Genomic DNA, 19,859 nt, shown 5'->3' on the forward strand with positions numbered 1-19,859 from the left:
TGAATCTCCCACCGGGTCACCCCAAGGGAGATTCGCACCTCCTCGGGGGGCAGCGAATACGCAAAGTGATGAGCGTGGGGGCTCATAATTTTTCTTCCTTGGCAACGCCCAGGTACGCTTCCTGCACGATGGGCGAGGCGATCACCGCCGCCGGTTCACCATCGGCCACCAGTTCGCCGTTGTGCAGCACGATGATGCGATCGGCCAGTTCACGCACCACGTCCATCTTGTGCTCGACCAGCAGGATGGTCTTGGTCTTGTCCTGCTTGAGCTGTCGGATCAGGTTCAGGATGACGGGTGCCTCGTCCACGCTCATGCCCGCCGTAGGTTCGTCGAACATGAAGACCTTCGGCTCCAGCGCCATCAGCAAGGCCACTTCCAGCTTGCGCTGGTCACCGTGCGGCAGGCTGGCGGCGCTGGCGTCGCGTTGCGCGGTCAAGGCCACCGTCTCCAGAATCTGCTCGGCCTTTTCCAGCAGATCGCGCCGGTCGCTCCAGATGCGCCAGAAGTCCAGGCCCGCGCCCGCCTTGGCCTGGACCGCCAGGCGCACGTTCTCCAGCACGCTGAGCTTGGGAAAGAGATTGGTCAGCTGGAAGGCGCGACCCAGGCCGGCCCGCGTGCGCAGCGGCGCGGACAAGGCGGTCAGATCGCGCCCATCCAGCAGCACCCGGCCCGCGCTGGCCGGAATCTGACCCGAGATCAGATTGAAGTAGGTGGTCTTGCCGGCGCCGTTGGGGCCGACGATGGCGGTCAGCGTGCCAGGCGCGAAGGCGCAGGACACGGCGTTGACCGCGACATGACCGCCGAAGCGGACGGTGAGGTCTTGAGTTTCAAGCATGGGAACGAGAACAAAAAGCGGCGTAGTGAACAGGCCGAGGGCAAGGCGCACGGAGCACAGGAACCGGAACGTACTTAAGGTACGTGAGGATTCCGAGCAAGGAAGGGAAATGGGCCCCTTCCTTTCCCCTACTGCAACGCCGCCATCGGCCTGCGCAGTAGCCGCTCAGCGCTTGTTGCGAATCGGCAGATCAATGTCTTCTGCCTTGATCTCACGCACCAGCTCCGGCACGCCCCAGGCATAGGCCGGGTCGGCCTTGATGCGGAAGTGGTACATGCTCTGCAGGGCCTGGTGGTCTTCCTTGCGGAAGGTCATCTTGCCCTTGGGCGTGTCGAAGCTCATGCCTTCCATGGCGGCGATCAGCTTCTCGGCGTTCGCATCCCCATTGGTTTTCTTGAGCGCCGTGACGATGGCCATGGCTGCCGAGAAGCCCCCCGCAGTGAAGAAATCCGGCGGTGCGTTGAATTGCTTCTGATGCTCTTTGACCATGTGGTCATTGATCGGATTTTTCGGAATGCCGAAGTAGTAGTAGAGCGCGCCCTCCATGCCAGGGAACTGCTTGTAGGCCACCATGGCGGGCAGGATGTTGCCGCCGGTGGCGAGCTCGATGCCGTAGCGGTTCTTCAGATCCATCTCGGCGATCTTCGGGAAGGGCGTGGGCGCGCCCGACCAGATGACGGAGATGAACTTGCGGCCCTTCTCGTTCTTGAGCTTGTCCACGATGCGCAGCAGGCCGGCCGTGAAGTCCGTCGTGCCCACGGGCAGGTATTCCTCGTGCACGACCTTGGCCTTCTTGATGAAGTCCTTGCTGGCCTTCACGCCGTCACGACCGAAGGCGTTGTCGTTGGCCAGGGTGGCGATCACGTTGCCTGGTGCGTCCAGCGCGATGGCGTTGGCGGCGGCGTCCTGGCTGCTGCTGCGGCCGGTGCGGAAGATGTAGCGGTTCCACTTGTCGCCGGTGATGGAGTCGGCCACGGCGGGCTCCACCAGCAGGATCTTCTGATACTCCTCGGCCACGGGCAGCATGGCGAGCGCGACGGGCGAGGCGGTCGGGCCAACGGCGATGTCCACCTTGTCGTCGGCGTAGGCCGCGGCCAGCAAGCTCTTGCCCACGTCGGGCTTGCCCTGGTCGTCCTTCTCGATCACGACCAGCTTCTTGCCAGCCACCGTCATGGTGCCGCCGGTGGCGTAGGACAGTCCCATCATCAGGCCGACATTGCTCTGCTTGGCATAAGCCTCTAGCGGACCGGTCTTGCTGTGGATCTGGGCGATGCGGATTTCACCGGTCTGCGCTTGGACCGATGCGGCCACCAGGGTGGCCAGCAGGGCCACCACGGCCAGGGTACGTCGTTGCATGGATGTCTCCTCTCGTGCTTGTTGTGCGTGGGTTGATCTCTCGGCACGACCCTTATGTGGCTCGCAGGTCGAGACCGCGCCTCTTGCGCCGCCGCATTGTCTGGAGCTTCACCCGGGCGCCCCAGAGGGTTTTCCAGCCCTGCGTAGTTGTACGTAATCGTCCTTGCCGACGCGTGAAGGCCACGCACTCTGACGTGACACTCGGACATAACACTCGGACGTTCCGACGGACCATGAGCCTGGAATGAAGAGACCGAGCAAGAAATCGGGACCAGCACCCCGCTCGTGGCGCGAGCCCTAGAATCGCGCGCAGCACCGACACGCCCCCGCATGACCCCCCATCGCGCCTCGCATCACACCGATCCATCACCGTCCGAACGCGCGGGCCCGGACACGATGCGGCTGGACAAGTGGCTCTGGGCTGCGCGCTTCTACAAGACCCGGGCCCTGGCCGCGGAAGAAATCGGCAAGGGCCGGGCGCGCGTGAACGGTCAGGTCGCCAAACCCGCGCGCGATCTCAAGCCGGGCGACACGGTGGAACTGCGCCAAGGCGCGATCGGACGCACCGTGCGCGTTCGGGCCTTGAGCGCGCAACGCGGTCCAGCCCCGGTGGCCGCCTTGCTCTACGAAGAGACTCCCGAATCCATCGCCCAACGCACGGCCATCGCCGAGCAACAGCGCCTCGCCGTCGAGCCCGCGCTGTCCCTGACCCAAGGCCGACCGACCAAGCGCGACCGACGCCAGATCGAACTTGAACGCGGAGGACTGCAATCGGGCGCCAGCGGCTGGGGTGAGCGCTGGAGCGCCTCACTGGACTGACACTGGCGTTCTTCTGAGGCGCGCAGCCCGCGCCTGCCGGAGCGCACACAGCGGGGCTTTCCGAGGCCCCGCCACGCCGCCCAAGGATGGCAGGCCTTGTACAAGCGCCCCTAAGACCCTCGTTCACAACTGGATGCATATCCATATTTGTAACATTTTTGTATAACTTTTTGATCGAAATTCCCGCATATCACCCTACGGCTTCGGCATTCGGATAAAGTCTGTACAACTTTTGTACAAGAACTGCATGTCCACCGATCCGTCGCAGGACCCCACCGCCCAGGAGTTTTTTCCGATCCGCACCGTGTCCACGTTGACCGGTGTGAATCCGATCACCCTGCGCGCCTGGGAGCGCCGGCACGGCCTGATCCGCCCCACACGCACGGCCACCGGACACCGGGTCTACACCCGTTCAGACATCGACACGGTGCGCCGCATCCTCGCCCTGGTGGACTCAGGTGTCACGATCAGCCACGTGAGCGAGGCGCTGGCCGCGCAAGCGCAATCCAACGCGTCGTCAGCCATCGATGAAGGCCCTTGGGTTCGGGCAAGGTCCCAGATGGTGGACGCCATTTCACGTTTCGACGAAGCACGGCTGGAAACGCTCTACAACGAACTGCTGGCGGTGCATGCCATAGAGGAAGTGACGGCGCGGCTGCTGCTACCGCTGCTGGTCGAGCTGGGCCAACGCTGGGACAACAACCAGCCGGGCGGCATCGCGGAAGAACATTTCTTTGGCATGTACATGCGCATCAAGCTCGGCGCGCGCCTGCACCACCGCAGCCGCTCGGTGCTGGGGCCCAAGCTGGTCGCCGCTTGCCTGCCGGGCGAACAACACGAAATCGGTTTGCTGCTGTTCGCGTTGGCCGCGCACGAGCAGGGCTACCGCATGGTGCTGCTCGGCGCCAACATGCCGTTGGACCAACTGACTCACGCGGCCCAACGCACGCAGGCCGCAGGCATCGTGCTGTCCAGCTCCATCGACGCACCGCAGGCGCTGCTCGTCGAAGCCCTGCCCGCGCTGGTGCGCGACGCCGTCATCCCCGTTTTCGTCGGTGGCCCGACTTCGGTGCACCAGCATGACGAATTGCGCGCCGCGGGCGCCATCCCCCTGGGCACGGACATCGCCCACGGACTGCGCCTGCTGCACCTCACCCTCAACCCCACGGAGTAAACCCATGACCGCCCTGACCCAGAACGTACCGCCCTCCAAAGCGCCCGTGTCCCTCGCGCTGCGCTGGGCCGAACAGGGCCTTCTGCCCGATGCGCTGATCCGCTATGGCATCCGCCGCCTGACACGCGAGCGCCTGCTGGAAATCGATGCCAACGACGCCGAGGCCAGCGCCGAACGGGCGACCCGTTTCATCTCCGCCCTGCCCCACCTGCCCGTGGCCTTGGTGCCCGAGGCCGCGAATGCCCAGCACTATGAGGTACCCGCGGAGTTCTTTCGCCACGCCTTGGGCCAGCACCGCAAGTACAGCTCGGCCTGGTGGCCCGAGGGCGTGAGCACCCTGGATGAGGCCGAGGCACGCGGCCTGGCCGCGACCTGCGAACACGCCGGGCTGGCCGATGGCCAACGCATCCTCGAACTCGGCTGCGGCTGGGGTTCGCTGACCTTGTGGATGGCGGAACACTACCCGCAGGCGCGCATCACCGCAGTGTCCAATTCCAATTCGCAGCGCGAGCACATCATGGCCGAGGCGAAACGCCGCCAGCTCGGCAACGTGAACGTCATCACCTGCGACATGAACCGTTTCGAGGCCCCGGAGCGCTACGACCGCGTGGTCTCGGTCGAGATGCTGGAGCACATGCGCAACTGGGACGAGATCTTCCGTCGCGTGCACGACTGGCTGCTGCCCGCAGGTCGCTTCTTCATGCACGTCTTCGTGCACCGGTCCGTGCCCTACGCTTTTGAAGTGCGCGACGAGAGTGACTGGATGAGCCAGTTCTTCTTCACCGGCGGCATGATGCCCAGCGATGACATGGCCTTGCATTTCCAACGCAACTTGCGGCTGGTTCAGCGCTGGCGCTGGGATGGTACCCATTACGAGAAGACCGCCAACGCCTGGCTGCGCAACATCGACGAGCGACGCGCCGACGTGATGCCTGTGCTGGCCGCCACCTATGGCCAGGATCAAGCGGCCCTTTGGTTCCAGCGCTGGCGGATCTTCTTCATGGCCTGCGCGGAACTCTTTGGCTACGAACAGGGTCAGCAATGGTGGGTCAGCCACTACCTGTTCGAACGGCCCGCCGCCTGAGTCCGTGACGGCCACGAAGATCGATGACCTGCCAAGCTGTGAAATGACGGTGTTCACCGGACCGGCCTTCTTTTCTTGACCCCGACGACGAGACCTTTGTGCGCAAAATCATCAACTTCCTGATCTATCAGACCGGCTGGCTGGTCTGCGTGCTGGGCGCGGCGCGAGGCTGGCCCTGGGCGGGCGTGGTGTTCGTGCTGCTGGCCCTGGCCTGGCACCTGCGCCAAGCCGACCATCCACAAGCTGAATTGCGCCTGGCCTTGATCGCGGCCGGGGTCGGCGCGACTTGGGATACCGCCTTGGCGGCCACCGGTCTGGTGCAGTTCACCAACGGCGTGCTGATCGACGGCACGGCAGCTTACTGGATGGTCGCGCTGTGGGTGCTCTTCGGCATGACGCTCAACGTCAGCCTGGCCTGGCTCAAGCAACACCTGCTTGGGGCCGCCATTCTCGGCGCCGTGGGCGGGCCCTTGGCTTACCTGGGGGGCGCCAAGCTCGGCGCCTTGTCCCTGCCTGACTCCCATCTCGCCCTGCCCTTGCTGGCCATCGGATGGGCACTCATCACACCCTTGCTGTGCGTGCTCGCGCGCCGTTTCGACGGCTTCGGCGCAACACCCACGAAACCCTTGGAGCCTTCTCATGTTTGACTGGAATGCCGCCCTCTGGGCTTTGCTCGCCATGAGCCTGCTGGGCTTTGCTGGCTGGCTGCTCAGCCTCGTGAAGCGAGACGTCAGCATCGTTGACAGCCTTTGGCCCCTGTTCTTCCTGCTTGGGGCTTGGGTCCATGTGATCGCACAAACCGGCATGGCCAGCCCTGGCCCACGCGCCCTGCTGCTGCTGGGCCTCTTGCTGATCTGGGCACTGCGTCTGTCGGTCTACCTGACCTGGCGCAACTGGGGCCAGCCTGAGGACCACCGTTACCAGGTGATCCGCGCGCGCAATGAGCCGGGCTTCACGGTCAAGAGCCTCTACCTGGTCTTCGGTTTGCAAGTGGCGCTGGCTTGGATCATCGCCGCACCGCTGTTCTCGGCACTGGGCAGTTCCGCGCCGCTGGGTTGGCTGGACGTCCTGGGCGCGGCCGCTTGGCTGATCGGCATGCTGTTTGAAGCCGTGGGCGATGCGCAACTCGCGCGCTTCAAGAGCAACCCGGCCCAGCGGGGTCGCGTGCTCGACACCGGCCTGTGGCGTTACACCCGCCACCCCAACTATTTCGGCGAAGCATTGCTGTGGTGGGGCTTCTTCCTGATCGCCGTCGCCGCTGGCGGCTGGTGGACCGTGTTTGGCCCATTGCTCATGACCGTGCTGCTGCTCAAGGTCTCGGGCGTGGCCCTGCTGGAACAAGACATCGCTGAACGTCGGCCTGCTTATGCCGACTACATCCGTCGCACCAACGCCTTCCTGCCATGGTTTCCGAAGGAGCGCGCATGACTCTGCCTTTGCCCAAGCACGCGCCTGCATGTCGCACCTTGCGCGCGATGGCCATGAGGCTGCGGTTGGGCCTGCGCTCGGCCCTCGTGCCACTGCTGTTGGGTCTTGGGCTCGGTTTGGGCGCGAACACAGCCTGGTCCAGCGAACGCGTCTGGCAGTTTCGGGTATTGCTCGATGGTGACGAAGTCGGCAACCACAGCTTTCGCGTCACGGACGACACCAAGCGCGGCGAGCGCGAGGTTCGCAGCGACGCGAAGTTCACCGTTCGGTTTCTTTTTCTGAACGCCTACCGTTACGACCACCAAGCGCGTGAAGTCTGGCAGGGGGATTGCCTGGCTCGCATCGAAGCACGCACCGACGACAATGGCGACATCCTCTCCGTTCAGGGTGAACGCCGCTCGGGCGGTTTCGCCGTGGACGGCCCCAAGGGGCGCGAACAAGTGGCTGACTGCGTGATGAGCTTCGCCTACTGGAACCCGCGCATGCTGAAGCAGACGCGACTGCTCAACAGCCAGAACGGCTTGTGGCAGGAGGTGCGCATCGAAGCACGGGGCGAGGAGACGCTGAATGTGCGTGGCACACCCACCAACACCCGTCGCTACGCCTTGCGCGGCGAAAAACTGGAAATCGACCTTTGGTACACCAGCGCCGATGACTGGGTCCAGCTTGAGTCCCGAGTCGCTGGCGGCCGCACCCTGCGCTACCAGCGCCTGTGACGCAAACCTCTCCCAAAACGACACCACCATGCTGCAACGACTCAAACCCTTCCTCGCGACGCTCGGCCTGAGCGGCCTCGTCGGCTTGATGGCAGGCTGCCAAAGCAGCCCCGTGGCGCCCATGCCCACGGTGCCTCAGGTGGACCTGCCACGCTTCATGGGCGACTGGTACGTCATCGCCAACATTCCGACCTTCATCGAGCGCGGCGCGCACAACGCCGTCGAAAGTTATCGGCTGGACTCGGACGGCACCATCGCGACCACCTTCCGATTCCGCGCCGAGGCCTTCGACGGCACTGAAAAGATCTACAACCCTCGCGGCTTCGTGCTGGATGCCAGCAATGCCTTGTGGGGCATGCGCTTCGTCTGGCCGATCAAGGCCGACTACCGCATCACTTACCTGGACGCCAACTACAGCCAGACCGTGATCGCGCGCCAGGCTCGCGACTATGTCTGGATCATGGCGCGCACTCCCTCGATTTCAGAGAGCGATTACGCTACCCTCGTGCGTCACGTCGCCGACCTGGGCTACGACGTCAACCGGCTGCAAAAGGTGCCACAGCGCTGGCCCTCGGCCAAGGAGCAATGATGCGCAGCCTGCTTGCCTGGTTCGACAACCAATCCGTCACCGAGAGTCTGCCCACGGCGGGAGCCCCCGGGCGCCATGTGGACTGGTTGCGCGTGCTGCCCTTCATCGGTCTGCACCTGGGTTGCGTGGCCGTGTTCTGGACTGGCGTGAGCGCGACTGCCGTGGCCGTGGCGCTGGCGCTGTATGCCGTGCGCATGTTCGCCATCACGGGCTTCTACCACCGCTACTTCTCGCACAAGGCTTTTCGAGCCTCGCGCGCGATGCAACTGATCTTCGCCCTGCTCGGCGCCAGCGCCGCCCAGCGCGGACCGCTTTGGTGGGCCTCGCACCACCGGCACCACCACGCGCACGCGGACCGGGTCACCGACGCGCATTCCCCGCACCACCACGGCCTGCTGTGGTCCCACATGGGCTGGTTCCTCGCGCGGGAGAACTTCGCCACCCGCATGGCGCAGGTATCGGACCTGGCGCGTTACCCCGAGCTGCGCTTCCTTGACCGCTTCGACGTGCTGGTTCCGGTGTTGCTGGCCGTGAGCCTCTACGGCACGGGCGAATGGCTGGCCGCCGCCTGGCCCGCGCTGGGCACGGATGGCCCCATGCTGCTGGTCTGGGGCTTCTGCATTTCGACCGTCGTGCTCTACCACGCGACCTTCCTGGTCAACTCGATGGCGCACAAGGTCGGCAGCCGTCGCTACGCCGTGCGCGACACCTCGCGCAACAACTTCTGGCTGGCCCTGCTGACCTTCGGTGAAGGCTGGCACAACAACCACCACCGCTACCCAGGCTCGGCGCGCCAGGGGTTTTACTGGTGGGAAATCGACCTCACTTATTACGGCTTGCGCGCGCTCGCCGCCGTTGGCCTGATCCGCGACTTGCGTCCCGTGCCTGCGGCCATCCGCGCTGGCGGGCGCACGGCGCATCCCGACCACGAAGACCAGGCGGGAGACCCGGCATGAAGATCGCCATCGTTGGCTCCGGCATCGCCGGCAACGTGGTCGCCCACCATCTGGCGCGCGAGCACGACATCACGGTGTACGAAGCGGGTTCCCATGTCGGCGGCCACACCCACACCCACGAAGTCCAGCAGGGCGGACGCAGCTACCAGGTCGACACCGGCTTCATCGTCTACAACGACTGGACTTACCCGAACTTCATCGCCCTCTTGAATGAACTGGGCGTGGCCACGCAGCTCAGCAGCATGAGCTTCTCGGTGCGCGACGAGCGCAGCGGCCTGGAATACAACGGCACCACGCTCAACACCTTGTTCGCGCAGCGGCGCAACCTGCTGCGCCCCTCCTTCCTGCGCATGATCCGCGACATCCTGCGCTTCAACCGCGAGGCCCCGGCCCTGCTGCAGGAGGAGGCCGAAGACATCACGCTGGGCGACTACCTGGAACGCGGCCGCTACTCACGCGGCTTCATCGAGCACTACGTCGTGCCCATGGGCGCGGCCATCTGGTCCACCGACCCGGTGAACATGCTGGCTTTCCCAGCCCGCTACTTCGTGCGCTTTTTCCACAACCACGGCATGCTCTCGGTGAACGAGCGCCCCCAGTGGCGCGTGATCCGCGGCGGCTCCGCGCGCTACGTTGAAGCCCTGGTGGCTCCCTTCCGGGATCGCATCCGTCTGAACACCCCGGTGCAGTCGATCCGCCGCGAGGGTGACCACGCTTGGGTGGAGGCGCGAGGCCAGGCCGCCGAGCGCTACGACGCGGTGTTTCTGGCTTGCCACAGCGACCAGGCCCTGCGCCTGCTCGCCGACCCCAGCGCGGACGAACGCGAGGTGCTGGGCGCCATCCGCTACCAGCCCAACGAGGCCGTGCTGCACACCGACGCCCGGCTGCTGCCGCGCACACGCCGCGCCTGGGCCGCGTGGAACTACCACGTGCTGCCCAAGGACACCGGCCGCGTCGCGCTGACCTACAACATGAACATCCTGCAGTCGCTGGATGCGCCGACGCCTTTCCTGGTCACGCTCAACCACGGCGACGCGATTGATCCGGCCAAGGTGATCAAGCGCATCCCCTACGAGCACCCGCTGTACACCCGCGCGGGCGTGGCCGCGCAGGCGCGCCAAGGCGAGATCAACGGCCCGCTGAACACCTATTTCTGCGGCGCCTACTGGCGCTATGGTTTCCACGAAGACGGCGTGGTCAGTGCCTTGGCGGCCCTGGAGCATTTCAAGGCTCGGGCCCATGCATAGCGCGCTTTACGCGGGTCGCGTGCGGCACCGGCGTTTGCAACCCCGACCGCATGAGTTCCGCTACGGTCTGTTCATGGTCTACCTTGACCTGGCCGAGCTCGACCGCGTGTTCGCAGGCCGCTGGTTCTGGTCCACGCGGCGCATGGCCTTGGCCCGCTACCGGCGCGAGGACTACCTGGGCGATCCGGCCATCCCACTGGACGAGGCCGTGCGACAGCGCGTGGCCCAGGCCACGGGACAACGTCCGACCGGCCCGATCCGCATGCTCACGCATCTGCGCTACTTCGGGTATGTCTTCAACCCGGTGACGTTCTATTACGTGCACGACGCGGCCGACACGCGGGTGGAGACCATCGTCGCCGAGATCACCAACACGCCCTGGAAAGAACGGCACAGCTACGTGCTGTCGCAGGACGAGCAAACGCTCAAACCGGACGTGCACCGCCACCGTTTCACCAAGGACTTCCACGTTTCCCCCTTCATGCCCATGGAGCAGGACTACGACTGGCGCTTCACGTCGCCAGGCCAGACCCTCTCGGTGCACATGGAGAACCTGCAAGCAGGCCAGAAAGTCTTCGACGCGACCTTGGCCCTTGAACGCAAGCCGCTGACCGGCGCCAACCTCGCCCGCGCCCTGTTGTTTTACCCGGCCATGACCATGCAGGTCATCGTCGGCATCCACTGGCAAGCGCTCAAGCTCTGGCTCAAGCGCACACCTTTTCACATCCATCCCCGCAAGCGCGTGCCCGATCCGGTTTCGGCACCCGCCGCCACCCCACAGGAACCCAGGCCATGAACACCGTCGCGAACACTGCCACCCCCAGCGCGCCCGCCTCCATCGCCGGCTACACACCCAAGCCCCACTTCCTCGATGGCTTGGCCGAGCGCGGGGTGCGCGAGCGCTTGGCGCAACTGCGGCATGGCCGCGTCAGCCTGATCCATCAGGGCGAGCGCACGGACTACGGCCTGCCCGACGCCCGCTGCCCGCTGAGCGTGCAACTCGAGGTGCTGGACCCGCGCTTCTGGGGCGAACTGGCGTTTGGTGGCTCCATCGGAGCCGGTGAAGCGTACATGGCGGGCTACTGGCGTTGCGACGACCTGACCGGCCTGGTGCGCATCATGCTGCAGAACCGGGACGTGCTGGACGGCATGGAAGGCGGGCTGGCCCGGTTGACCGCGCCGCTGCAAAAGGTCCTGCACTGGGCCAATCGCAACACGCGCAGCGGCTCGCGCCGCAACATCGCGGCGCATTACGACCTGGGCAATGACCTCTTCGCCCTTTTCCTCGACCCGACCATGATGTACTCCTGCGCGTACTACGAGACGCCGCAGACCACGCTCGAGCAGGCCCAACAAGCGAGACTGCACCGGGTCTGCCAGCACCTGAAGCTGGGACCCGACGACCACCTGCTCGAAATCGGCACCGGCTGGGGCGGCATGGCCATCCATGCGGCGACGCACTACGGCTGCCGCGTGACGACCACGACCATCTCGCGCCAGCAGTACGAACTGGCGCGTGAACGCGTGGCCGCCGCGGGCTTGCAGGACCGCATCACCTTGCTGCTGGAGGACTACCGCGACCTGACCGGCCAGTACGACAAGCTGGTGTCGCTGGAAATGATCGAGGCCGTGGGCCACCAGTTCTACGGCGACTACTTCGCGCAATGCGCCCGCCTGCTCAAGGACGACGGACTGATGCTGCTGCAGGCCATCACCATCGCCGACCAGCGCTATGAGGCCGCGCGCAAGTCCGTGGACTTCATCCAGCGCCACATCTTCCCGGGCAGCACCATCCCGTCCATCACCGCCATGCTCAACGCCATCACGGCCAAGACCGACATGAAGCTGGTGCGGCTCGACGACATCGGACCCCACTACGCCACCACGCTGCGTCACTGGCGCGAGCGCTTCATGGCCCGGCTGGACGAAGTTCGCCTACTCGGTTATCCGGACACGTTCATCCGCATGTGGGATTTCTATCTCTGCTACTGTGAAGGCGGCTTTGAGGAGCGCGCCCTCGGCGACGTGCACATGCTGCTCGCGAAGCCCGGCGCCCGGTGAAACTGTTCAGGCAGGTGCCGCCACATCACAGCCCTCCCCTCTTCCGTTTCATGTCCATACGCAACAAACTCATGCTGGCCTTTGGCTCGGTGGTAGCCATCGTTCTGCTGGCCGTCGGGCTCGCCATCTATCTACTCTCCGAGGCGAACGCGCGCTTCGACAACTACGTGTCTGGCATCAACGCACGGGCCCTCACTGCCGCACAGGTCCGCGCGGCGGTGGACCAGCGCGCGATCGCCGCACGCAACCTCGTTCTGGTCACCCGGACCGAGGACATCAACGAAGAACAGCGCATCGCTCAGCAAGCGCACCAGGAAGCCACCGTCGCTCTCAAGCGCTTGACGGAATTGGCGCAGGATCCTGAAGCCTCGCCTCAGGCGCGCGAATTCATCCGCAACATCGCGGCGGTGGAAGCGCTTTACGCCCCCGTGGCGCTGAACATCGTCGACCTGGCCGTGCGCGGCCAGCGCGAGGAGGCCATCCGCAAGATGAACGAAGAATGCCGCCCGCTGCTCGCGAGCTTGATCGAGGCCACCGACAGCTATGCCAAGTTCACCGCCTCTCGCGCCGAGCAGCGGGTGGCCGCCGCGCGCGAAGCCTATGAAAGTCAACGTGCGCTGCTGATTGCGGTGTGCGGATTGGTGCTCGCCCTGGCCGTGGTCGCTGGGCTGCTGATCGAGCGCAATCTGCAGCATGACCTCGGCACCGAGCCCGCGGAGATGCGCAAGCTCGTCGGCACGGTGGCGGCGGGTGATTTGTCGACGTCCCTCGCGGTGCGCGAAGATGATCAGCGCAGCGTGCTCGCGACCATCGCGCGCATGCAGAGCAGCCTGCGCGGCATCGTCGCCACGGTCCGGGAAGAGGCCCGGGAAGTCTCCTTGGCTTCCGAGCAGATCGCCGCAGGCAATGCCGAGCTGGCCTCGCGCACCGAAAGCCAGGCCAGCTCACTGGAGCAGACGGCTGCGGCGATGGAGCAGTTCGGCGCGACCGTGCGCCAGAACGCCGACAATGCCGCGCGCGCCGACGAACTGGCCCGCCAGGCCCGCGACGTCGCGATGAACGGAGGAGAGGTCGTGGGCCAGGTGGTGCAAACCATGCAGGGGATCAACCAGAGTTCGCGCAAGATCTCCGAGATCATCGGCGTCATCGATGGCATTGCCTTCCAGACCAACATCCTGGCGCTGAACGCGGCGGTCGAAGCCGCGCGAGCGGGTGAACAGGGCCGCGGCTTCGCGGTCGTGGCCAGCGAGGTGCGCAACCTCGCAGGCCGCAGCGCCGAGGCCGCCAAGGAGATCAAGACCCTGATCACCGGCAGCGTGGAGCAGATCACGCGAGGCACCGAGCTGGCTGAAACTGCGGGCGCGACCATGGAACGCATGGTCAGCAGCATCCGTCAGGTGAGCACCGTGGTGGAAGAAATCGCCAGCGCCAGCAAGGAACAAAGCGTGGGTGTGACGCAGGTGAGCGAGGCCATCGTCTTCATGGACCGCGTCACGCAGGACAACGCGGCCATGGTGGAAGAAATGTCTGTCTCGGCGCGCGGCCTCCACGAAAAATCTCAGACCCTGGTGCGCACCGTGGCCAGCTTCCGTTTGCCGTCGGATCGGGCGGTCGCCGCGGCCAACATGCCCAGCGTCTCGACGCCCTATCCCGGCTTGAAAGCCCCGCAGGAGCTGCCTGTGCTCAAGCAGCTGGCCGCATGAAACCCGCGAAGAATTCGCCCAGTTGCGCATGGGCGTCCAGCGGCAGCACCAAGGCAATGTATTGATCAGGTCGCACCACGACCAGGGCGCCCCGCGTGCGGTCCACGCCGCGCAAGTCAAAGATGTCGGGCGCGGGCTTGCCCGGTTTGATTTGCGCGCTGAACACTTTTTCGTAATCGCGCAGACCGTGACGCCCCTTGCGCGGCCACAAGAGCGCGGGCATGGTCTCGATGGCCAGGTCCCAGTGGCTGGGTTGGAAGATGGCGCGCAGGTCGAACACCGCGTCTGGGTCTTGGCCCACGGGAGTGAACCTCCGCACCGGTGATTCGGGCGCGGTCTCCAGAAAACGGCAAAGCGCGCGCACGCCGGTCTGCGCGTCCGCCGCGTCATCCTTGCCCGCAAAAGCGTAAAGGCGCCAGCGCCCGTCGGCCTTGCCCGCGTGGCCCAGGTGCACGACCTTGGCGTCGGTGATGCGCAGAACTTCGGCCGAATGAAAGCGCGTGCCGACCTCGAAGCCCGTGGCCAAGGCCTGGTGCGCGCCATCACCACAGATCAGCGAGGGACGGTACTTCGTGCCCATGCCCGCGGTGAAGCGCAGGTGCTGCTCAAAGTACTTCTGGAACTCCTTGGGGTCCACACCGCCGCGCCGACCTTGATCAGCACCCGGGGCAGAGGCTGCGTCTTCTGAAGCGGGCTTCTCGCTGATCATCTTGGCCCACTCGCGGTCGAAGTCGATCAGCTGCTGGCCCACGGTTTGGCGCTCGGCGTTGTAGCTGTGCAGCAGCGAGGGCGGGCACAGACCGCGCAGCACGGCGGCCAGCTTCCAGCCCAGGTTGAACGTGTCCTGCATGGAAAAGTTCATGCCTTGACCCGCCTTGGGGCTGTGCGTGTGGCAGGCATCCCCCGCGATGAACACGCGTGGCAATTGCACGGACTCGCGCCCCGCGGGCACATCGTCGTACTTGTCGCAGATGCGGTGGCCGATTTCGTACACCGACCACCAGGCGACCTCCTTCACCTCCAATGTGTGCGGCTGGAAGATGCGCTGGGCCGCGCCGATGAGCTGATCGACCGTGATTTGCTTCTGGGCCACGCGCTCGTCCTCGCCCAGCTTGTCCATCTCCACGTAGAAACGCACCAGGTGCCCGCCTTCGCGCGGGATGATCATCAGGCTGCCCTCGTTCGACTGGATGGCCACCTTGTGCCGGATGTCGGGGAAATTCGTCAGCGGCAGCACGTCCATCACGCCCCAGGCTTGGTGCGCGGCCTCGCCCACCAGTTCACGGCCGATGGCCGTGCGCGTGGCGCTGCGCGCACCATCACAACCCACGACGTAGCGCGCGCGCACCGTCTCGCGCTGCCGCCCGTGCACGTCATCGACGCGTTCCAGCGTGACGGTGACGGGGTAGTCCGTCGCCTGCGCGTCGACCGTGATACCCAGCAATTTGCGGCCGTAGTGCGGCTCCAGTCGGCTGGGGGAATGGCGCATGGTCTCCAGGTAGAAGTCGTGCACGCGGGCCTGGTTCAACACCACGTGAGGAAACTCCGACAGGCCATCTTCCGTGTCTTGCACGCGGCCGTGACGCACGATGTGGTCCGGGCGGTGCGGATCGGGTTTCCAGAACGTCACCTCGTTGATCCAGCACGCCTCCTTCAACACCCGCTCAGCGAAGTTGAAAGCCTCGAACATCTCCATGGTCCGGCAGGCGATGCCATCGGCCTGACCCTTCTCCAGCGGTCCCTCCTTCTGCTCGACGATGGCGGTACGGATTTCCGGAAACGCCGCCAGCTGCGTGGCCAGCGTCAGGCCCGCCGGACCGCAGCCCACGATCAGCACGTCCACCTGCGCGGGCAGGGCCTCGGTGCGCGGCAGCGCCAGGGGGGAAGCCGGATGGATGTGGGGGTCACCGGCGCGAAAGCCGTCGAGGTGGAATTGCATGGTGGATCTCCGGACAGGCCCGAGATGATTCGGGCAATTTAATATGCATGCATACTATATGCATGCATCTTAATTGCCGTCAAGAGGGCCATCCAGGACCTTGCACGCGTCCCTGCTGTCGGACCTCCACCGTGGACCGGTGGGCGTGGGACTGCCCGAACCTTGGAAAGAATCGATCAGTCGCGCTCGGGCGTGCTGCTGAGCTCGGCCTGGGCCTCGATGATCAGTGCCATCAAGCGCACCAGTTCCTTGCGCTCGGCGGCAGAGAGCGGCTCCAGCAAACGCTCCTGCGTGGTGAGCACGCGCGGGATCACCGCCTTGAGGATGCGCAAGCCCTCCTCCGTTGGACTGATCAGGCGCACGCGGCGGTCCTCCGGGCTCACGTTGCGCAGCACCAGACCCCGAGCCTCCAGCCGGTCAATCACCCCGCCAATGGTGGCCGCGTCGTAGCTGATGGATTGCGCCAATGTTTTCTGGTCGATGCCCGGCTGCTGGCAGATGGCATGCAGCGCCGAGTACTGTACGGGCGTGAGCGCCAGTTCCGCCACCTCCTGGTTGAACAAGGCCACGGCCAACTGCTGCAGCCGCCGCGCGAGATGACCGGGCAGGGACCGGGGGTCCAGGCTTTTCCATTGCGGGCTCATGGGGGCGTAAGTAGAGGACGGAGGTGAAGGGCTTGAACGTGCTGATGCAGGCATGGCGGCACGCGTCCAGACAGCGTGGTTGATTCTAGTGGCGCGGGTTCACGCAACACGCCGGGGTTCAGCAGCAACAGGTCCGAAAACGGCGAGTCCAGTCCAAGCCAACTGCCTATGATCCAGTCCATGCACACCGCACTCGACCCCGACCGCTGCTACCCGGCCCTGCTGGCGCGGGACGCGCGCTTCGACGGCGTCTGGTTCGTCGCGGTCCGCACCACCGGGGTTTACTGCCGCCCCATCTGCCGGGTGCGCCCGCCGAAACGCGAGAACTGCAGCTTCTTCCCGACCGCCGCGCTGGCGGAAGCGGCGCATTTCCGGCCCTGCCTGAAGTGCCGCCCCGAGCTGGCGCCCGCCGCCCGCCGCTGGAGCGCGATGGACGCCACCGAGGTGCTGGCCCGCGAGGCCGCCCGCTGGCTGGACGAGTGCGCGCCCGAGACCGCGTCGCTGCCCGCCCTGCCCGCCCTGCCCGCCTTGGCGGCCCATCTCGGTGTCAGCGAACGGCACGTGCGGCGCGTCTTCACCGCCGTGCACGGTGTCGGTCCGCTGCAGTACCTGCAGACGCGCCGGCTGCTGCTCGCCAAGCACCTGCTGACGGACACCACCCTACCGGTCGGCGAAGTTGCATTGGCGGCCGGTTTCGGCAGTCTGCGACGCTTCAACGCGGCCTTCGCTGAGCACTACCAGCTCAAACCCAGCGCCCTGCGCCGGCACCTGGACGACGCCCCAGCACCAACGCCGGACACCGTTGAACTGCGGCTGGACTTGCGTCCGCCCTTGCTCGGCCATGCGCTGCTGCAGTTCCTGGCGGCGCGCGCGGTGCCGGGCGTCGAACACGTCGATCTCGACGCGATGACGGTGCTGCGCAGCGTGCGCCTGAGCCGCCCCAACGCCGAGGACTTGCTGGGTTGGGTCCAGGTCCGTCTGCCACCCGACGATGCCGAACGCCCGCAGCTGCGGGTGCGATTGAGCGCCTCCTTGTGGCCGGCGATCGCCACGCTGATGCCGCGACTGCGCCGCTGGCTGGACCTGGACGCCGATCCGGCCGCGATCGCGACCGCGCTCGGCGAGGAACTGGGCAGCCCGGCGACCGGTCTGCGGCTGCCAGGCACCTTGGACCGTTTCGAACTCGCGATCCGCGCCGTGCTGGGCCAGCAAGTGACGGTGGCTGCGGCACGCACACTGGCCACACGGCTGATCACACGCTTCGGCGAGGCTTTGCCAGCGACGCTGGGCGCCCCCGACGGCGTGACCCACGCCTTCCCGCCCCCGGAGCGGCTCGCCGCCGCGACCGTGGACGACATCGCCTCGCTGGGCCTGCCGGCGCGGCGTGCGCAGGCGCTGATCACCCTGGCGCAACGCTGGCCAACGCTGGCGTTTGCCCAGGGGCGCGGCGAGGTGGCCACGGCCATCGCCGAACTCACCGAGCTGCCCGGCCTGGGCCCCTGGACCGCGCACTACATGCTGATGCGCGGCTGGAGCTGGCCCGATGCCTTCCCGCCCTCGGACGTGGTGCTGAAGCAGCGCATGGAACAACGCGCCCAACGGCCGCTCAAGCCGTCGGAAGTCCTCGCTGCGGCAGAACCCTACGCGCCTTACCGCAGCTACGCAGTGCTGCAACTGTGGCGCGAAGCCGCACAGAGCGCAGACCCTCGCAGCAGCCGCCAAGCCACCGCTCGCAAAGCCACACCGACGACCGCGCCGTCAACCGCACGTGAGACAGCGCCCAAACAGCGCACCCCATCCAACACCCGTCGACCTGGAGTTCTCTCATGAATCACCTGTGCCACACCACCCTGAACACGCCGCTGGGCACTGTGCTGATCGCACGCAACGCAGAGGGCCTGTCCGGCCTCTGGTTCGAGGGCCAGAAATACCATCCCGGCACGCTGTCGGCACCGCGACTCGACGATGACACGCTGTTGACAGACGCCGTCACAAACCTGTGCGACTATTTCACTGGCAAGCCCTTGCGCGCGCTGCCGGTATCGCCCTCGGGCACGCCATTCCAGCAAGCCGTCTGGCGCGCCTTGCTCGCCATCCCGGCGGGCACCACGGTGAGCTATGGCGAACTGGCCCGTCGGCTTGGCCGACCGGACGCGGCGCGCGCGGTGGCTGCGGCGGTGGGGCGCAATCCTGTGTCGGTGATCATTCCCTGTCATCGGGTGCTCGGCGCTAACGGCGCGCTGACCGGTTATGCCGGTGGCCTGCCGCGCAAACAGGCGCTGCTGACCTTGGAAGGGGCCTGGCCCACAAGCATGGCGACCGGTCCGGTCACTGCGGTATCTTCCAGCGCACGATCCCGGACGGTCCTGTCGCCGTCCATGAACTTTGGAGCAATTGTTTGAAGCAACGTGATGTGTTGGAGTTGATGGTGCTGGCCGCCATCTGGGGGGCGTCTTTCCTGTTCATGCGGGTGGCCGCGCCGGAGTTCGGCCCGGTCGCCACCGCCGCGGTGCGCGTGGCCGGTGCATCCTTGCTCCTGCTGCCGCTGATGGCTTTGCGCGAAGGACTCACGGACCTGCGCGTCCATTGGAAGGGCCTGCTGCTGGTCGGTTTCTTGAACGGCGCCTTCCCCTTCGCGCTGTTCAGCTTCGCGGCCTTGTCCATCAACGCGGGCCTGTCCAGCATCCTCAACGCCACCACGCCGATGTGGGGCGCGCTGGTAGCCTGGGCCTGGTTCGGGCAGCGCCTGGACGCTTCGCGCCTGGTCGGTTTGGCGCTGGGCTTCGGCGGCGTGGTGCTGCTGGCCTGGGACAAGGCCTCGTTCACGCCCGGCGGCGGCGGCTTGGCCATCCTGGCCTGCCTGACCGCGACACTCTGTTATGGCATCGCCGCCAGCGCCACCAAGCGCTACCTGGGCGCGGCCAGCCCGCTCGCGGTCGCGACCGGCAGCCAGTTCTTCGCCGCCCTGCTGCTGGCCCTGCCCGCGCTCGCGCTGCAGCCGACCACGCTACCCAGCGCCAAAGCCTGGGTCGCGGTCACGCTGCTGGCCTTGCTCTGCACCAGCGTCGCCTACATCCTGTTCTTCCGCTTGATGAAGCGGGTCGGACCGACCAACACCATCTCGGTGACCTTCCTGATCCCCGTGTTCGCGCTGCTGTGGGGCTGGCTGCTGCTGGACGAAACCGTGAACCTGGCGATGGCGCTGGGCTGCGGCGTCGTGCTGCTGGGCACCGCGCTGGCAGTGGGGGTGATCAGGCTGCCGATGATTGGGGCGGCGCCTGCAGCGAAGTAAAGGTCGCGCTGCG

Annotated in this window: 19 protein-coding genes; 15 read left to right on the forward strand and 4 right to left on the reverse strand. The window is 66.0% G+C overall.

Annotation, left to right across the window (positions count from 1 at the left end; genetic code table 11):
* Positions 1 to 82 precede the first annotated feature (82 nt).
* Entirely contained in the window at positions 83 to 838 is a 756-nt protein-coding gene (locus ACLBKS_RS12720) for an ABC transporter ATP-binding protein (protein ID WP_410193172.1), read from the reverse strand.
* Positions 839 to 1,003: 165 nt separating this feature from the next.
* Entirely contained in the window at positions 1,004 to 2,194 is a 1,191-nt protein-coding gene (locus tag ACLBKS_RS12725; protein ID WP_410193173.1) for a substrate-binding domain-containing protein, read from the reverse strand.
* A gap of 330 nt (positions 2,195 to 2,524) precedes the next feature.
* Between ACLBKS_RS12725 and ACLBKS_RS12730 the strand changes: the two genes are divergently transcribed.
* The 12 genes from ACLBKS_RS12730 (at position 2,525) to ACLBKS_RS12785 (ending at position 13,971) form a co-directional block, all read left to right on the forward strand.
* On the forward strand, positions 2,525 to 3,013 hold the full coding sequence (locus ACLBKS_RS12730; protein ID WP_410193174.1) for an RNA-binding S4 domain-containing protein: 489 nt from the start codon (positions 2,525 to 2,527) through the stop codon (positions 3,011 to 3,013).
* 247 nt (positions 3,014 to 3,260) lie between these two features.
* A complete protein-coding gene (locus tag ACLBKS_RS12735; RefSeq protein WP_410193175.1) occupies positions 3,261 to 4,187 on the forward strand; it encodes a MerR family transcriptional regulator in 927 nt (308 codons plus the stop codon).
* Between the two features lie 4 nt (positions 4,188 to 4,191).
* Positions 4,192 to 5,271 carry an SAM-dependent methyltransferase gene (locus ACLBKS_RS12740; protein WP_410193176.1) on the forward strand — a complete coding sequence of 360 codons (1,080 nt, stop codon included), beginning with the start codon at positions 4,192 to 4,194 and terminating at the stop codon, positions 5,269 to 5,271.
* Positions 5,272 to 5,369: 98 nt separating this feature from the next.
* Complete coding sequence (locus ACLBKS_RS12745) at positions 5,370 to 5,918, forward strand: DUF2878 domain-containing protein (RefSeq protein WP_410193177.1); 549 nt, start codon at positions 5,370 to 5,372, stop codon at positions 5,916 to 5,918.
* Positions 5,911 to 6,699 carry a DUF1295 domain-containing protein gene (locus tag ACLBKS_RS12750; RefSeq protein WP_410193178.1) on the forward strand — a complete coding sequence of 263 codons (789 nt, stop codon included), beginning with the start codon at positions 5,911 to 5,913 and terminating at the stop codon, positions 6,697 to 6,699. The genes ACLBKS_RS12745 and ACLBKS_RS12750 overlap by 8 nt, the downstream gene beginning before the upstream one ends.
* Positions 6,696 to 7,415, forward strand: a complete 720-nt coding sequence (locus tag ACLBKS_RS12755; RefSeq protein ID WP_410193179.1) for a DUF6134 family protein — start codon at positions 6,696 to 6,698, stop codon at positions 7,413 to 7,415. The genes ACLBKS_RS12750 and ACLBKS_RS12755 overlap by 4 nt, the downstream gene beginning before the upstream one ends.
* Before the next feature lie 28 nt (positions 7,416 to 7,443).
* The gene (locus tag ACLBKS_RS12760; RefSeq protein ID WP_410193180.1) at positions 7,444 to 8,004 is read left to right on the forward strand and encodes a lipocalin family protein; all 561 of its coding nucleotides are present in this window, start codon (positions 7,444 to 7,446) and stop codon (positions 8,002 to 8,004) included.
* Positions 8,004 to 8,960, forward strand: coding sequence for an acyl-CoA desaturase (locus ACLBKS_RS12765; RefSeq protein WP_410193181.1), 957 nt, complete (start codon positions 8,004 to 8,006; stop codon positions 8,958 to 8,960). The genes ACLBKS_RS12760 and ACLBKS_RS12765 overlap by 1 nt, the downstream gene beginning before the upstream one ends.
* A complete protein-coding gene (locus ACLBKS_RS12770; RefSeq protein ID WP_410193182.1) occupies positions 8,957 to 10,207 on the forward strand; it encodes an NAD(P)/FAD-dependent oxidoreductase in 1,251 nt (416 codons plus the stop codon). Before ACLBKS_RS12765 ends, ACLBKS_RS12770 begins: the two co-directional genes overlap by 4 nt.
* On the forward strand, positions 10,200 to 11,003 hold the full coding sequence (locus tag ACLBKS_RS12775; RefSeq protein ID WP_410193183.1) for a DUF1365 domain-containing protein: 804 nt from the start codon (positions 10,200 to 10,202) through the stop codon (positions 11,001 to 11,003). The genes ACLBKS_RS12770 and ACLBKS_RS12775 overlap by 8 nt, the downstream gene beginning before the upstream one ends.
* On the forward strand, positions 11,000 to 12,268 hold the full coding sequence (locus ACLBKS_RS12780; protein ID WP_410193184.1) for a class I SAM-dependent methyltransferase: 1,269 nt from the start codon (positions 11,000 to 11,002) through the stop codon (positions 12,266 to 12,268). The genes ACLBKS_RS12775 and ACLBKS_RS12780 overlap by 4 nt, the downstream gene beginning before the upstream one ends.
* A 50-nt stretch (positions 12,269 to 12,318) precedes the next feature.
* On the forward strand, positions 12,319 to 13,971 hold the full coding sequence (locus ACLBKS_RS12785; RefSeq protein WP_410193185.1) for a methyl-accepting chemotaxis protein: 1,653 nt from the start codon (positions 12,319 to 12,321) through the stop codon (positions 13,969 to 13,971).
* Here ACLBKS_RS12785 and ACLBKS_RS12790 read toward each other — a convergent pair.
* Entirely contained in the window at positions 13,952 to 15,910 is a 1,959-nt protein-coding gene (locus tag ACLBKS_RS12790; protein WP_410193186.1) for an FAD-binding monooxygenase, read from the reverse strand. The genes ACLBKS_RS12785 and ACLBKS_RS12790 overlap by 20 nt on opposite strands.
* A gap of 176 nt (positions 15,911 to 16,086) precedes the next feature.
* Positions 16,087 to 16,554, reverse strand: a complete 468-nt coding sequence (locus ACLBKS_RS12795; protein WP_410193187.1) for a MarR family winged helix-turn-helix transcriptional regulator — start codon at positions 16,552 to 16,554, stop codon at positions 16,087 to 16,089.
* A 180-nt stretch (positions 16,555 to 16,734) separates the two neighbouring features.
* Here ACLBKS_RS12795 and ACLBKS_RS12800 point away from each other — a divergent pair, with 180 nt between their 5' ends.
* From ACLBKS_RS12800 to ACLBKS_RS12810, 3 genes are read left to right on the forward strand one after another with little or no spacing between them, the layout of a single operon-like run.
* On the forward strand, positions 16,735 to 18,384 hold the full coding sequence (locus tag ACLBKS_RS12800) for a DNA-3-methyladenine glycosylase 2 family protein (protein ID WP_410193188.1): 1,650 nt from the start codon (positions 16,735 to 16,737) through the stop codon (positions 18,382 to 18,384).
* On the forward strand, positions 18,381 to 18,956 hold the full coding sequence (locus tag ACLBKS_RS12805; protein ID WP_410193189.1) for a methylated-DNA--[protein]-cysteine S-methyltransferase: 576 nt from the start codon (positions 18,381 to 18,383) through the stop codon (positions 18,954 to 18,956). Before ACLBKS_RS12800 ends, ACLBKS_RS12805 begins: the two co-directional genes overlap by 4 nt.
* Positions 18,953 to 19,846: a DMT family transporter gene (locus tag ACLBKS_RS12810; protein WP_410193190.1), complete on the forward strand. Its 894-nt coding sequence runs from the start codon at positions 18,953 to 18,955 to the stop codon at positions 19,844 to 19,846. The genes ACLBKS_RS12805 and ACLBKS_RS12810 overlap by 4 nt, the downstream gene beginning before the upstream one ends.
* Positions 19,847 to 19,859: the final 13 nt, after the last annotated feature.

This window comes from Hylemonella sp. W303a (assembly GCF_046452315.1).
Lineage (GTDB): Bacteria > Pseudomonadota > Gammaproteobacteria > Burkholderiales > Burkholderiaceae_C > Hylemonella.

Coding starts and splice junctions, on each gene's coding strand:
- ACLBKS_RS12720 (WP_410193172.1), bottom strand. CDS start 838: ATGCTTGAAACTCAAGACCTCACCGTCCGCTTCGGCGGTCATGTCGCG.
- ACLBKS_RS12725 (WP_410193173.1), bottom strand. CDS start 2,194: ATGCAACGACGTACCCTGGCCGTGGTGGCCCTGCTGGCCACCCTGGTG.
- ACLBKS_RS12730 (WP_410193174.1), top strand. CDS start 2,525: ATGACCCCCCATCGCGCCTCGCATCACACCGATCCATCACCGTCCGAA.
- ACLBKS_RS12735 (WP_410193175.1), top strand. CDS start 3,261: ATGTCCACCGATCCGTCGCAGGACCCCACCGCCCAGGAGTTTTTTCCG.
- ACLBKS_RS12740 (WP_410193176.1), top strand. CDS start 4,192: ATGACCGCCCTGACCCAGAACGTACCGCCCTCCAAAGCGCCCGTGTCC.
- ACLBKS_RS12750 (WP_410193178.1), top strand. CDS start 5,911: ATGTTTGACTGGAATGCCGCCCTCTGGGCTTTGCTCGCCATGAGCCTG.
- ACLBKS_RS12755 (WP_410193179.1), top strand. CDS start 6,696: ATGACTCTGCCTTTGCCCAAGCACGCGCCTGCATGTCGCACCTTGCGC.
- ACLBKS_RS12760 (WP_410193180.1), top strand. CDS start 7,444: ATGCTGCAACGACTCAAACCCTTCCTCGCGACGCTCGGCCTGAGCGGC.
- ACLBKS_RS12765 (WP_410193181.1), top strand. CDS start 8,004: ATGCGCAGCCTGCTTGCCTGGTTCGACAACCAATCCGTCACCGAGAGT.
- ACLBKS_RS12770 (WP_410193182.1), top strand. CDS start 8,957: ATGAAGATCGCCATCGTTGGCTCCGGCATCGCCGGCAACGTGGTCGCC.
- ACLBKS_RS12775 (WP_410193183.1), top strand. CDS start 10,200: ATGCATAGCGCGCTTTACGCGGGTCGCGTGCGGCACCGGCGTTTGCAA.
- ACLBKS_RS12780 (WP_410193184.1), top strand. CDS start 11,000: ATGAACACCGTCGCGAACACTGCCACCCCCAGCGCGCCCGCCTCCATC.
- ACLBKS_RS12785 (WP_410193185.1), top strand. CDS start 12,319: ATGTCCATACGCAACAAACTCATGCTGGCCTTTGGCTCGGTGGTAGCC.
- ACLBKS_RS12790 (WP_410193186.1), bottom strand. CDS start 15,910: ATGCAATTCCACCTCGACGGCTTTCGCGCCGGTGACCCCCACATCCAT.
- ACLBKS_RS12795 (WP_410193187.1), bottom strand. CDS start 16,554: ATGAGCCCGCAATGGAAAAGCCTGGACCCCCGGTCCCTGCCCGGTCAT.
- ACLBKS_RS12800 (WP_410193188.1), top strand. CDS start 16,735: ATGCACACCGCACTCGACCCCGACCGCTGCTACCCGGCCCTGCTGGCG.
- ACLBKS_RS12805 (WP_410193189.1), top strand. CDS start 18,381: ATGAATCACCTGTGCCACACCACCCTGAACACGCCGCTGGGCACTGTG.